The 13073-nt window shown below is 58.2% G+C and carries 15 protein-coding genes and 2 tRNA genes; 3 read left to right on the top strand and 14 right to left on the bottom strand.

All coding sequences use genetic code 11. The features are described from left to right. The first annotated feature begins 469 nt into the window (after window positions 1–469). Window positions 470–598: transfer RNA gene (locus tag P186_RS10855), tRNA-Arg, on the top strand. 13 nt (window positions 599–611) lie between these two features. On the opposite strand, the gene P186_RS10850 is transcribed toward P186_RS10855, so the two are convergent. The 5 genes from P186_RS10850 to P186_RS10830 all read right to left on the bottom strand — a co-directional run bounded on the left by P186_RS10850 (window position 612) and on the right by P186_RS10830 (window position 5151). Then, on the bottom strand, window positions 612–1925 hold the full coding sequence (locus tag P186_RS10850) for a hypothetical protein (protein WP_014289535.1): 1314 nt from the start codon (window positions 1923–1925) through the stop codon (window positions 612–614). 31 nt (window positions 1926–1956) lie between these two features. Further along, window positions 1957–2418 carry a hypothetical protein gene (locus P186_RS10845; RefSeq protein WP_014289534.1) on the bottom strand — a complete coding sequence of 154 codons (462 nt, stop codon included), beginning with the start codon at window positions 2416–2418 and terminating at the stop codon, window positions 1957–1959. A 383-nt stretch (window positions 2419–2801) separates the two neighbouring features. Then, a tRNA-Glu gene (locus P186_RS10840) sits at window positions 2802–2897 on the bottom strand. Window positions 2898–3302: 405 nt separating this feature from the next. Further along, the gene (locus P186_RS10835; protein ID WP_014289533.1) at window positions 3303–3959 is read right to left on the bottom strand and encodes a sulfite exporter TauE/SafE family protein; all 657 of its coding nucleotides are present in this window, start codon (window positions 3957–3959) and stop codon (window positions 3303–3305) included. A 130-nt stretch (window positions 3960–4089) separates the two neighbouring features. Then, window positions 4090–5151 (bottom strand): Clp1/GlmU family protein, encoded by a 1062-nt coding sequence (locus P186_RS10830; protein ID WP_014289532.1) that lies wholly within the window; start codon window positions 5149–5151, stop codon window positions 4090–4092. A gap of 25 nt (window positions 5152–5176) precedes the next feature. On the opposite strand from P186_RS10830, the gene P186_RS10825 reads away from it, so the two are divergent. Then, complete coding sequence (locus P186_RS10825; protein ID WP_148682995.1) at window positions 5177–5542, top strand: NfeD family protein; 366 nt, start codon at window positions 5177–5179, stop codon at window positions 5540–5542. On the opposite strand, the gene P186_RS10820 is transcribed toward P186_RS10825, so the two are convergent. Genes P186_RS10820 through P186_RS10800 form a run of 5 tightly spaced genes read right to left on the bottom strand, consistent with a single transcriptional unit; the run spans window position 5526 to window position 8794 of the window. After that, complete coding sequence (locus P186_RS10820; protein WP_014289530.1) at window positions 5526–6080, bottom strand: hypothetical protein; 555 nt, start codon at window positions 6078–6080, stop codon at window positions 5526–5528. The genes P186_RS10825 and P186_RS10820 overlap by 17 nt on opposite strands. Further along, a complete protein-coding gene (locus P186_RS10815) occupies window positions 6077–6808 on the bottom strand; it encodes a hypothetical protein (protein ID WP_014289529.1) in 732 nt (243 codons plus the stop codon). The genes P186_RS10820 and P186_RS10815 overlap by 4 nt, the downstream gene beginning before the upstream one ends. Before the next feature lie 30 nt (window positions 6809–6838). Beyond that, on the bottom strand, window positions 6839–7516 hold the full coding sequence (locus P186_RS10810) for a nucleotidyltransferase family protein (RefSeq protein ID WP_014289528.1): 678 nt from the start codon (window positions 7514–7516) through the stop codon (window positions 6839–6841). Next, on the bottom strand, window positions 7513–7854 hold the full coding sequence (locus P186_RS10805) for a hypothetical protein (protein WP_014289527.1): 342 nt from the start codon (window positions 7852–7854) through the stop codon (window positions 7513–7515). The genes P186_RS10810 and P186_RS10805 overlap by 4 nt, the downstream gene beginning before the upstream one ends. 22 nt (window positions 7855–7876) lie before the next feature. Further along, window positions 7877–8794 (bottom strand): carbohydrate kinase family protein, encoded by a 918-nt coding sequence (locus P186_RS10800; RefSeq protein ID WP_014289526.1) that lies wholly within the window; start codon window positions 8792–8794, stop codon window positions 7877–7879. Between the two features lie 40 nt (window positions 8795–8834). On the opposite strand from P186_RS10800, the gene P186_RS10795 reads away from it, so the two are divergent. After that, complete coding sequence (locus P186_RS10795) at window positions 8835–9332, top strand: hypothetical protein (RefSeq protein ID WP_014289525.1); 498 nt, start codon at window positions 8835–8837, stop codon at window positions 9330–9332. Here the strand turns inward: P186_RS10795 and P186_RS10790 are convergent. From P186_RS10790 to P186_RS10775, 4 genes are read right to left on the bottom strand one after another with little or no spacing between them, the layout of a single operon-like run. Then, window positions 9320–11074, bottom strand: coding sequence for an ATP-dependent DNA ligase (locus P186_RS10790; RefSeq protein WP_148682994.1), 1755 nt, complete (start codon window positions 11072–11074; stop codon window positions 9320–9322). The genes P186_RS10795 and P186_RS10790 overlap by 13 nt on opposite strands. A gap of 7 nt (window positions 11075–11081) precedes the next feature. Beyond that, window positions 11082–11612: a class IV adenylate cyclase gene (cyaB, locus tag P186_RS10785; RefSeq protein WP_014289523.1), complete on the bottom strand. Its 531-nt coding sequence runs from the start codon at window positions 11610–11612 to the stop codon at window positions 11082–11084. Then, on the bottom strand, window positions 11593–12399 hold the full coding sequence (locus tag P186_RS10780) for a hypothetical protein (protein WP_014289522.1): 807 nt from the start codon (window positions 12397–12399) through the stop codon (window positions 11593–11595). The genes cyaB and P186_RS10780 overlap by 20 nt, the downstream gene beginning before the upstream one ends. Window positions 12400–12428: 29 nt before the next feature. After that, a complete protein-coding gene (locus P186_RS10775) occupies window positions 12429–13025 on the bottom strand; it encodes an AMMECR1 domain-containing protein (RefSeq protein ID WP_148682993.1) in 597 nt (198 codons plus the stop codon). Between the last annotated feature and the right edge of the window lie 48 nt (window positions 13026–13073).

Here is a 13073-nt window from a genome sequence, read left to right as displayed (position 1 = left end):
AAAAATGGCAAGTAAAGCTTAGAAGGAGACTGCCACAGACTTTGCCACTATGAGCAGACTTATTAGAGTACTTTCCAAACCCTCTGTTAATAGGTGATACAGTATTAGTGTTATCAACAACAGAATGGAGACGTAAAAGAGAGTGAAAAGAAAAAGATGTGGGTTTTTACTACAGCCACACTCTACAGTCCATGGAGTGGCTATAAAAGTTTCTAATACCAAAAAGCGCCGCCGCATTACGCGATGCGCTCCGTTCACCGGCGTCTATGCTGCTGTACAGAGATAGCACATTTCGCCAGCCCACCCTCGGTTGCGGACCTGTCGATATAGTAGGCTACTGCGAGGACGGCGGCGGCCCACGCTGGGACTGCCCACATATCTCAGTTAAATAGGCGACTGAGCGGGTTTAATTCGGTTAGCTTTTTAAAGGCGGCATAAGGCTTAAATAAATAGTCATGTATCTGGGAAAGGGCCCGTAGCGCAGTCAGGACAGCGCGGCGGTGGATCCACCAGATCCGCCGACCCTGCGGAGCCGTAGGTCCCGTCAAGCCCCCGCGTGGGGGCTTGGGATAAGGTTCAAATCCCGGCGGGCCCGCCACGTAGGTTTAATTTTAAAAGAGGGGGGTTATCTGGGCTAGTAGCTTTTTTGCAATAGGCTTCCTCTCGGCTACTTTGCCTAGGTAATCCACTACCGCTCTCCCTAGCGCTGGGTCTTTTTGCATAAGTTCTTTCAGCCCGCTCCAGGGGATGTACACTACGTACCTGTTTCTGTCTTTGTAGATACTGGCGTGGGGCGCCAGTCGCTCCGCGGTGCGCCTAGCCTCCTCCTCGCTGGCGAGCCGCCTCTCTGCGTATAAAGTTCTCGCCGACAAGTGTAGGCGCATCTCCACGCCTCTTACCGTCACGTAAGTTGGGCTAAGAGGCGGCTTGTAACTTGCCAGTGTCTTTAGATATTCCCACTTGTGGCTACGCAACACCTCTAGCAACCGGCCGTAAATCCCAGCGTTTTCCAGCAATGCTTTTGCCACAGCGGTGGAAATCTCCCTAGTGGCGTAGCTACCTCTCTTTGCAACATCTCGTCTGAACCCACCTAAGATGGCGCCTGCTAAATAAAGGCGGAGATTCTCCCACCTAGCCACCCCGTCTCCCAAGAACCACGTCAATAACGGCCTGTAATCGCCCCGCTGTATAGCCTCTACGGCGAGCCTCTGCGCCTCCTCCTTAGACCACCTCTGCTCCCAATCCCGGGCAACGGCGTATGTCTCCAGAGATAGACCGCTAGCATTCACATGGACATAATGGAGATAAATCCGCACCACTCCGGATCTAACCGCAAGCCATGCTAATAGTTGCCACGGCTTTGTCGTGCCCATCTCAGGCCGCCTACCTTCAGTCGCCTCGTCGCTCGCCCTCCAGCCTAGTTGGAAGGCTTCTACTTCCTCTGGGCCTAGTCCAATACTGGGGAAGTACAGCTTGGCAGATATGTCGTGTAGAGGTAGTTTAAACACCGGGGCGCTGGTCGAATGTGCATGGATACATACGCCGCCGGCGCATATGTGGCTTACGGTTTTGCCACTCTTGATCTTGACGCGGCCCTCCTCCACGGCTTTGCATATCCCCGCCAGCTTTTCTCTTGCCTGTTTCTCAGCCTTATCCAACAGCTGGATAAGGCCGTCTACAAATTGTCTAAACTGCGTGGCTTTGTCGACTGGTAGCGACAGCGCCTCGGGCACCGCCTCGCCTACGTACCGCATGTACAGCCTCCACTTCTTGAACAAGGTAGCCGCGTTGCCATACAGCACTCCCCGCCTCGCAGACTCCTCCAACACCGCCTCTAACGTCGGCGGAGGCCCGCCGCGTAGCGCTATCCCGCACCTCTCCCTCAGCTTCGTCAGTACCTCATCAATATCCACAAACATGCCCATATCCTCACCTGGCTCACCTCTTTATATGGAATTAAGCCCCCTCTGCTACGCCGCAGGCTGTGGGAGGCGGCTTCTCAACATGTACCACAGCTACGCGTTTTTCTGCACAACCGTCAATAATCTCAGTTAGACGCGTAGAGGCGCCAACCGATGAGGGGCTGACCACCTCGGCGTGTCTCGCCATTGCCACTGGCTCCTCCACCGACGCATATCTCTCCGCGTAGAGGCCTCTCGGCATGGCCCGGGGCCCCCGCCTGGTGTACGGAGGTTTGAAAACCGTGTAGAACCACGCCTCCCATATCTCCGCCAGCAACTTATTGCGGGTGTAGGCCAGATAGACAAACGCATCTGCCCTCAAGCCGCGTCTGGCGACTGAGGAGTAGCCACTCATGTACATGTATATGTGGTCGTAGCGGCCGCCGCGCCTCCCCACCCCCACATACGCCACCCATCTCCCGGCCAGAGCCAGGTTGGCGGAGTGGACAACAGCCACATCAGTGAAGAGCTTTAAAGCCAGCTACGGCATTCAGCTCCCACCTCTACGCTCTTCACGACTCGAAGTCGGATATTCTTCTCGATTCAGGGAGATTGTACGGCGTCGACTCGGGAAAAACATATTACGGGAGGGTTGAAAGACGCCGATACCTGGCGGCGGTGTGTGTCCTCAAACCGACACGACGCATGCACGGGGCGCTCCTATACACGGCTTCCTCCTGGAGCAACTCACTTTATACCTACTAACTGACACACGGCATGGCGTGTAATTTAATGTCCGTGCATGGCGAACTGCCCTTTACAGATTTGTGTCTCTTTTCAAGATTTTATCTGAGTTTTTGAAGCGGTATGCCGGGCCTAGGGAGTTAGAGTTGGGGGGAGTGCCCCGGCCGGGATTTGAACCCGGGTCACGGGCTCGAAAGGCCCACATCCTTGACCGGGCTAGACTACCGGTTGGAGCGGCCGGCAAGCCGCGGCTCCCCGATTCTTCGCCGGGGCTGGGTATTTCTTCTCGCCGCGGTTTTTATACTTTTTGGCTGTGCAGAGGCTGGTTCTTTGCGTGGCCGCGGGGGCTGTGCTTCCCATTCCTTTTGCAAATTGGGCTCTTGATCGCCGCCTGTCTGCAGTTTTCTTAGAACGCATGTTAGAAGAATAGTGAGGGGCTACTCGTTTACAACGAGCCCAGCCGTGGCAATTTTCCCATTGTTGTCTGCCGCGCCCATCTTACGGCGGGGGTTGCAAGGCGGTAAAGAGAGCGGCGGCATTGGCTTCGCTGGCGCGATGGGCCTATGCGGCTCCGCGCCTGGCTTCGTGTATTCTGGCCGTGTCTGCCGGCGGCGCCTCTGCATCGGCGTTTATTATGTATAGATGAGTTGTGTTGATTTAGGCGCCTAGCGACTTGTAGAGGATGTAGATGCCTACTGATATTATCAGCGCGCTGTATATCTTCTTTAGAGTATCTCTCGGCGTCTTGACCGCCAGCGCCGCCCCGAGGTAGCCCCCGGCTACGCCTCCTATTAGGTATAGGGCGGCTATGGCGACTAGTGTTTTGCCGTATAGCGCGTAGATTAGGCCGGTGGCGAGGCCGAAGGTGCCTACGGAGATTAGGCTCGTGCCGACTGCCTTGGAAATTTCAAGCCCGGCCACGTACATCAGCGTGGGGACTATTAAGAAGCCTCCCCCTATCCCGAAATACCCACTTAGGAAGCCGACTAAAATACCGGCGGCCGCCATCTTCGGCTTGGAGCGCCTTGGGGTGTTTCGATGCGTTTTGGTGGGTAGCGCCATGGAGGCCCCCACGGCTATCATAAATACGGCGAATAGAGCCAGCAACCTCGTCCCGGGGGTGATGTGTCCCAGGTAGGCGCCGGCGGCGGAGTCGGCGAGGCTTGCGGCGGCGAAGACCGCGCCTGTTTTTAGATCTACGTTTTTCTTTTTGAGGTGTATGAGGGAGTTTATATAGGCGTTGAGGCCTACGGCTAGGGCTGTGGTGCCTACCGCAATGTGGGCGGCGTCGGGCGCTTTTTCCAGCCCTACCATGTAGAGGAGGAGGGGGACCGCCAGTATGCTACCCCCCCCCCCCGCCTACTAAGCCGAGGGAGAAGCCAACGACCAGCCCCGCGGCGGCTGAGAGGAGGTACTGGAGTGGGGTGAGCTCCATGGCGCGGATCTAGGGTAGTGGTTCTAGCTCCTGGAGGGTCTGGGGGTCTATTCTTATCTTTCCCATGTGCACCTCGTCGAATTCCGTGGTTGTGGCGTATAAAACGGGCCTGGGGTCGAGCCTCTCCACTACGCCGTAGCCCGCCAGGCGGCCGCCTCTGTAGAGGGCTACCAGCAGGTTTCTGAGGTAGTGCGGGGGGACTGTGTATTCCCTGCCCTTCTTCTGGGGCTCCGGCACGTCTCCCGGCGTGTACCTCCCCCACGGGCACTCCACTGCGTTGCCTACCCTACAGTTTGTAATTTTTTGGGGCTCGATCTGTAGCTTAGCCGCCAGCTTGATGTGGCGTCTATACGCGAGGTTTCTCAATTCTCTCCTCTCCTGAGGCCCCCTTGGCAGGAGGTGTCTCGGCTTCGTCACCACGCGCCCCGGCAGTATCTGCTCGCCGATGTTCACCACTGTGGGCTCCACAGCGTCGGCTAGGGCTTTCAGCATCTGGAGGCCGCGTCCCGTCGCCCAGCCGGGGGTGTTTACTATTATTAGATGTGGGTACTGGGCCGCGGCTTTTCTCAACAGCCTCACCACGCCGGCCACGAATAGGTCTTCCATTCCCTGTATGTTCGTGGCGCCGATGTAGTAAGCGTCGTGGGGCTCTAGCTCCGAGACGTGGGGCACGGGGGCGGAGGTGCAACTATACGCGACGAAGCCGGGCGGCCCTATGTCGGCCTGGCCGACGTCTGCGTCTACTACACATACCCTCCTGCCTCTCCTCACGTGGATATTGAGGAGGTATGTGGAGAGGCTACTTTTTCCAGAGTCTGTGGGGCCGAGCAGAGCCGCTGTGCCCTCCAGCTCCATGCGCCAGTCGGGAGGCACGGCGGCCCCCCGTACTAGGACGAGCTCGCCGCTTTCAATTCTCATTTTCGCGGGGCCCTCCACGGGGTACTGCTTGTGCGGGGGAACTGCGAAGCTTTGAAATGCCCCGCCGAAGACTTCGCACAGATCCTCGCACTGGACGTGGGCGGGGCCTCTGACGAGGGCTGTGTATCCCCCCGGCACCTCTACTTTAAACATATAATACTGGATGTATATGGGTTTTATGTCTCGCCTCTTGATCCTCGTCGCGGTGCTGGACGACGTGTTTTTATTTGTCCTGCCAGCCGTCGTAGCGCTGTTGCTACACCTCTCTGGGCTTATCCCTCTGTGGGCCGCCGTGGCTGTGTCGGCCCCCTTCGCGGCGCTTGCGGTTTATGTAGGCTTTAAGGTGTTTAGAGAGGCGCCTAGGGGCTATACTTACGTCGGCGGTAGAGGCGTCGCCGTCGAAGATCTGAAGCCAGTCGGCGTGGTGAAGATCGGGGGTGAGTACTGGAGGGCAGTGTGTGACGGGTGTCGGGCGGCGCGGGGAGATTGCGTAGAGTTGGTGGAGGTGAGGAACGGCGTGGCCTACGTCAAGACTTGTCGCTAGGCGACAAGAGGTTTAGCAACTCCCAGGTGTGTTTCATCACGTCGATCTCGTGTTTCATCTTGGCGTAGGTCTCCTCGTCTATCCTCCCCGCGGCTCTGGCGTCCTCGATTTTCTTTTCGAGCTCCACAAGGTCGAACTTCGCCAGGTAGTCTCTTGTGAGGGCCCTCGCCCAGAGGTAGAGCACCCTCATCTCAATCTCCGCCGTCTTCCGAGACAGCGCGTCGAGCTTCTCCTGGTATTCATATATCTTCTTCTGCAACTCTGCGGAGAGGCTCTCGTAGTCCTTGTCGGAGATTAGGCCAAGCTCCCGCTTGGCGAGGAGGACCTCCTGCTCCTTCTTCAAGCTCTCCACCACGTTTCTCAGCTGGTCAACTCTTATCTTGATCCGAGGGAGGTCGGCGTCCCAGCTCGACTTCGTCTTGGTGGCAGAGTCTGTGAAGGCCCTCCAGGTGTCTTCAATGCCCTTGAGCTTCTCGTCGTATTGAGACAGTATCTTCTCCAGCTCGCCCAGGGCTAGATACGCGACGTCGAGACTCATCTCAACAACTCCTCAAGCTCTTTCTTAAGTTTTTCGTAAGTTTCGCGAGATATCTTCCCCTCTTTTAACAACTCCTCAAGCTTCGACAGGGAGAGCTTCAGCGATATGACCTCGGCGCTTGTGGAGGTGGAGAGAACTCTCTTGAAGTGGGCGCCGAGGCCCTCCTCAAGCGCGGCGTACTTCGACTTCACCTCGTCTAGGAGGTTGCGCAGGGCCTCAAGCTTCGTCTCTATATCTCTCTTAGCGCTGTCGTAAGACTCCGGCGGCATGAAGTCTCTCTTTAGCTCTAGCTCCGCAAGCATCTTCTCGTAGTCGCCGATGGTCCTGCCCAGCAACTCCTGCGCCCTCAGTAGCGACATCTTCTCCACCTCCCACTGCCTCCTCACCTTCACCACGTCGCCCTCGTACTCTCTCCACATATTGTCGAGTTTCTTTACCAAGTCGTCGTATTTCAAAACCACGTTGTCTATCACGGGCTTGACGGCCTTCTCGAACTCGGCCTCGCCCTTCTCCGGCGTCAGGGGGAGCACCTCGGCCAGGGGCTTAGGCGCCTCCTCCGGCCTGGGGGGCGCCGCGGCTCTGGTCCTCTCCTCGCGGGTGTATCTTATGAATATGGGGCACTCGGTGTAGTTCCCTATACAGTACCAACTGAAGGGATCTATGGGTTTGTTGCTGTAGCCACATACAAACCCGCCTTCTCCGCGTCTCAAAGCAGGGCAGACGCTCATCGCCTTTATGTATTAGAAAATATATATCCGTTACGGCTTCAAATCTCCAACAACGACGTTGGCGACTGATTGCAAATCCTCCAGCGTCCCCACGTCGTAGAAATACGCCTCCTTCGCCGTGTAAACAGCGACTCTAGGCATCAGCGACGTCGCTAAGACGTTCATGTCGAGGTACTCCTCGCCTAATTTCTTCACGACGTCGGCAGAGATTATGTATATACCGGTGGACGTTATGTAGTCAATAGTAGGCTTCTCCCTCCACGCCCTCAGCGCCGGCCCCTCCGTATCCAAGACGCCGAAGCGGAGAGAGGCCCTGTACCTCTGACCGACGATAGTCAGCAGAGCACCCGACGATCTGTGCAACTCAAGCGGGTGTCTGAGATCTAGGTTTGTCAAAACGTCTGTATTAACCACCGCCATATCCCCGCTGGCCCATTCGCGGACGTAGTGAAGCTGGCCGGCCGTGCCCAGCAACCTCCTCGACTTGAAAAACGCCACGTCTGGGTGGCACTCAGAGAGGTAGCTCTCCAACACCTCCTGCATGTAGTACCCCACCACGGCGACCTCCCCCACGCCGTTCATCCTCAGCCACTCAATAATGTGCGCAATCAGAGGCCTATCCCCCACGGCGACTAGGGGCTTTGGCAGAAAGTACGTAAGAGGCCTCAGCCTAGTGCCCAGACCCGCCGCGAGGACAACAGCCTTCACAAATAGTCCCCAAGACCTTGCCTCTTTAAATGCGCCCTGATCTTCTCGACCTCCCTTTCCATTTTCTTTACCTCGGCCAATATATCTCTCTTAGCCTCCTCCTCGCCCCCGCCCGGCGCCTTGTAGGTGCAGTAGCCCTCTGGAGTCATCGCCCTGGCCTCGCAGTAGGCGTACTGGCACTTAGCCCCTATACACTCGTCGTTTAGCCACGTACACCAGAACACTATCTTGTTCCCCCTTATAGTAGGCTTGAGAGCCTTCTTTCCACATCTAAACAACGATGAGCCGTTGGGGCCGAAGGCGCACCGGGGGCCTAGGCACAGCATTTTCTGGGCCACTTACCAATATACAACTATCTATTTAAATCTTGTATCCAAAAGACTCCAGAAACGAAACCACCTCGTCGCGGCGGGGTGAGGACCTGGCGCCCGGCCGCGTCACTTTTATCGCGGCGGCGGCGTTGGCGAAGAGAAGCTTCTCGTATAAATCCCTCCCCTCTAGATACATGGCGATGTAGGCGGCCGCGAAGCTGTCCCCCGCGCCCGTCGTGTCGACGGCGTTTACCTTAAAGGCGTCTACTTGGAGGAGCTTCCCCTCTTTGAAAGCCACGGCCCCTATGGGGCCCAGGGTTATCACCAGCTCCCCAGCCCTCAGCTCCCTCGCCAGCCTCTCTATTGCGGATTTGTGGTCCCCGGTGTTCGCCAGGAGCTTGGCCTCTACGTGGTTCATGAAGACCACGTCGACTCCCTCCACCGCCGCCTTCACAATTTCAAGCCCCTTCCTGGCGAGGGCCGTGCCTCCGTCAACCGACACCGTGGCGCCTATCTCCCTGGCGATCTCCTTAGCTCTTAAAATCAGCTCGGTCCTCCCCGTGGCTAGGTGAATGTGCCGGACTCCGGAAAACTTGTCCACGGTTAAGTCCGCTGGGGTGAGGCCCAGGTTGGCCCCTCTGTGTGACAGCATTCTCTTCACCCCGTCTGGGTGCACCAGCACCACCACGACGCCCGACCTCATCCCCCTAACCCTCTTTACAAACGTAACATCGACCCCCTCAGACCTCAGCTCTCTCAGAGATATCTCGCCGAGGGGATCGTCGCCGACTGCGCCTATAAACCTCGCCCCCAGCCCCATCCTGGCGACCGCCACGGCGAAATTGGCGGCCGACCCCCCGCCCCCGGTGTACAGGTCAAGAGCCTCGACGTTTTCGTCGGGGCCCGGTAGCTCCGATATCCTGAGGTAGAGGTCGAAGTTCAGGTTTCCAATAGACGCAACTACCACGACATGTCAAAATTTTAAATATAAATACAGTGACGGGGGCGTGGAGGTTCAAAAGCTCCTGGAGTTGAGAAAACTACTAGAGGAGAGGATTGCGAAGCTCCAGCAGGAGCTATCCCTCTACACCTCGCTACTGGAGTTTCTAGATAAGGCAATTGGAGAGCGGTCTTTCTCAACCGCCGCCCAGCAGATGGCGGCGAGGCCCGAATCCGTCGAGGAGGTTAAGGGCAGGGGCGGAGAGGTCTACGCCAAGGCCGAGGTGTACCCAAACTATCTCTACATCAAGTTTAGAGAGCCTGTGAAGCTGGACAGCCTATTCAAGAGGTTTTTCCTCGACAAGTTCCTCCAGAAGTATAGAGAAGAGGACGCCCGTGAGGCTAGGCAGGGCTCGATAAGCCAGGACGAGGTGCTGAGGTACGAGCTTGAGGGCGGGGAGGGAGAGGCCGTTGCCCTCAAGATATTCAACTACCGCACAGAGGAGAGGAAGAGGGAAATCCTCCGGGTGCTCCGGTGGACTTTGGAAAAGGTCTACTCAGGCTGAGCCACCTTCTTCTGCCTCTTATATAGCTCAAGCATCTCCGCCACGGTGGTGGCCTGCTCTGGCGACTTGTCGCTTCTGTAGCGGCCGGTGAACCTCGGGAACCTCACCGCCAGCCCCACGCCGGGCCGCACCGCGCCGAGGCAGCAGGTGTGAAGCGGCGAGAGGGTTATTTCGGCGCCTATGACCTCTATCACCACCTGGGGGACGAACCAGACGTCGGCCTCCATCTTTGACACCACCCTGGGGTGTCTGTGGGGGAGCTTGAGGGGTTGCAACGTTTCGTACATCTTCTTGAGGTCGGCGTCGGTGAAGCCGCTCCCCACTTTACACACGGTGTAGAACATGTCCGTGGATGGGTCGTAGGCCGCCAGGAGAAAGGCGCCGTAGAGGCCCGCCCTCTTCCCGCGGCCGTGGAACGCGCCGACCACCACGAGGTCGACGGTGTCTATCATCTCGCTACGGTAGTCCCGCTTGTACTTAATCCAGTTCCACCCCCGGGCGCCCATTTCATACACAGAAGTCGGCGACTTGCAGATCAGCCCCTCCGTGCCCATGGAGACCGACTCGTGGAAGAAGACGTCCACCGAGTCTGGGTCGTCGAAAATCCTCCACTTAGCAATGGAGACCTTGTCGCTTTCCTTGACGATCTCGGAAAGCTTGACGCGGCGGTAGATGAGGGGCTCCTCGGTTAAGTCCTCACCGTCTACGTACAGCACGTCAAAGAGGTAGAGGACGGTGGGGTACATCTCCACAGCAGCCGCTACTTCGTGTTTCCTCTTCCTATGCATCAACTCCTGGAAGGGCAACATGTCGCCGGTGTCGGGGTCGACGGCCACTATCTCCCCCTCGAGGATCGCCTCCCCCGCCGACACCGCCTCCCTTACGGCCTTCACCACGTCTGGATAGGCGTGGGTTATGTCCTCAAGCCTCCTGCTGAAAATCTTCACCCCGGCCTTTGAGAGGTGGATCTGGGCCCTCTCCCCGTCGTACTTGTACTCACACACCGCCGACCCCCCGAGCTTGGCGAGGATCTCGGATGCCGATGACAGCCTCTGAGCCAGCATGGGCAACACGGGCACGCCAAGCGTAATCTTTATCTCCTCCAGCGGCCTCCCCTCGGCGACGTGCCTAGCGAGGCGGCCCAGGTCGGGATAGACGTGATAGGCCCTCTCCAGAGACTCCTTCTCCACGCCGAAGGCCTCGGAGAGCCCCTCTATAATCGTCATGTCGGCAACCCCCAGCCTCAGCCTCCCCACGACAAAGCGGGCGATGTACTTCCCCTCCTCCGGCGACGCCCGCGCGAAGAGAGAGGAGAGGAGGTTTATCTTCAAGTCCTGCGCCCCCTCCCCCGACGCTCTGGCCACCTTGAGCAACACGTCGTACACCTCGGAAACCTCAAGCGGCTTCTGGGAGCCGAAGGCGAGAAGCCCAGGCCGCTTAGAGGTAGAGAGGGCGCGCCTCGCCGCCTCCCCCACGTCGCCCGTCTTCTTGTACAGCGCCTCTAATTCAGAGGCCGGGACCCCGCTTGCCTTAGACAGGGCTCTGATACACAACTTCTCAGCGACGCCGAGCTCCACCCCCTCCCACGGCGGCCGCAAGTCCCCCAGGATGAAGTAGACAATCTTGTCGATCTCCTCGGGCCTCGCCTTTTTAAACAACGAGATGAGGAGCTTTACCATGGTCGTCCTCTGAGTCGTCGACTCTATAGCCGCTAGGGCCTTGACCAGGTCCCCAAACTGCACGTATATACTACCCCCTAGATTTAAAAGTGTTGAGAAACAGCTCAAGATAAGTTTCCTTGACCTCCTCCACTAGACCCAAGGCGCTGGCTAGCCTCTTGATCTCCTCCACGGCCGCCGCCACCTGCGACGCGTCCTCCACCACCTTCTCGATCTCCACAAACTCGCCCAGCCCCTCCACGGCGTCGAGCGATACCAAAAACCCGCCTCCCCGGTAGTACTCGCGCCTCTTCCTGATGGCGGCGACCCTCGCGAAGCCCAGCCTCTCCAAAATCTCGACAACGCCGCCAGACGCCTCTGCAGAAACCTCCACCCTGGTCTTAGCCCCCACGCCCATTCTAGGGCCTTTATAAGTCACCGCGACCCCGCCCTTGGAAATCCTCACCCGGAGGGCCTCGTCTGTGGACGAGAAATCTCTACACGGGTGCTGGAAGTATATATCCACCTCCTCCTCCAGAGAGAGAAGGGAAAAACCCAGGGAAGCCAGGCGGTGCCTAACGGCGGAGAGGTCGGCTCTGTACTTAACCTCCACCTCTAACATACTGCTTGCACGGCGGCGACGCGGGGTTGGCCACGGCGAAGCCAAACAAGAAGCATCGAGACGTCAGCTGGCCAAAATAGGCACACTCCCCACAGTTATCCGGCCTCCCCAGCACCAGCCTGACGACGGTGGTGATCTGCCTAGGCATACGTTGCGGCGGAGGGGGCAGAGCCGGCGCCGGGGCGGGTTGCAACTGCGGAGGTGGAGGCGGCGGGGGCGGCGGAGGAGGCGGAGGCAACTCTGGCGCAACTGGCTTGGGTTCCGCGAGGGGCTTAGGCTCGGGTGGGGGCAACTCCACCGGCTTTACCTCGGGCGTGTATGTAGGGAGGGGCGGTTGCTGTGGCGGGGGCGGCGGAGGGGGTGGGGGCGGGGCGACTTCTCTTACCAAGGGCTGGACGGGCGCCGGGGCGGGTTTCGGCGGGACAAGTTCGAAGGTGGCTAGTTCTGGGAACTCCGCGCGGGCTTTTTCCTGCACCGCGCGGAGGACGTCGTCTACGGCCACGTCGCCTTCCCCCACCTTGGCGCCGTCTACAACGACGGCGGGGAACCTCGTTATTCCATACTTCTTCAGCATGTTTACAAGTGATCGGTAGTGCGGCGGGACTTTATCGGGCGGCTCGTTAGCCAGCCTCAGCACCTGGTCGACGGCGTCTGGCCTAATCTTGACGGTGGCCAGCCTGATCTTGTCAGGCCTCTGCACGCGGCTCCTAAGATCCTCCACAGCCTTCTTAAGAGAGTTCTCCAGATCGGCGTTTTGCCCAGCCACGACGAACAACTCAATATACATTGCACCCTACAGCGGATGTGTATAAAAGCTTAACGTACAACTTCAGAAAATTGCCTAATAACACGGGACTTCCACAACTCCCTCTCAATCACCTCCCCCTCGGGCCTCAGCTCGTAGAAGATGCGCGTGTAGAACCGGTACAGCTCGGCGGGCGCCCCCACCATAGACTCCACATAGCGCAGGAGGGCCCCTCCAATCAGCCTCCTCTCAATCATCGTCTGCGGAAGCACAACCATCTTCTTGTCGCCGGCAACCGCGTAGACGCCCTCCCGCCCCCACTCAAAACCGGCCAAGCCCCCGTCCCAGGGCCTCAGCCCCTCTACAAGAGTCACCTCGACAACAGAACGCCGCAAGTCGAACTCGGTGAACCTCGGTATAGACATGGCGAGCTTAGCGGCAACCCTCGCCGAGTCATGAGCCAAGTCTCTAAAAGGCTCGACAACGCCGAGAGACCCCCTAACCTCCCGCCTCTCGTAGCCACCAGACCTCACAATAGACTCCACTGTGACAAACACACCGAGGCGGAGACGGGAAAGAGTCGGGTGGATCTCCGGCACAGGAAGGCCGCGGAGCTTGCTGACCATCGCGGCCCTCACGTGAGAGATCAGCTCAGAGCCAATAGACATGGAGAAAGAGGCGAGAGGGGTTAAAAAAGTAGAGGAGTAATATAGAAA

Origin of the sequence: Pyrobaculum ferrireducens (assembly GCF_000234805.1) — an archaeon.
Classification (GTDB): domain Archaea; phylum Thermoproteota; class Thermoprotei; order Thermoproteales; family Thermoproteaceae; genus Pyrobaculum; species Pyrobaculum ferrireducens.
The sequence above is the reverse complement of the archived record's forward strand: the minus strand, read 5'-3'. Positions and strand labels throughout refer to the sequence as shown.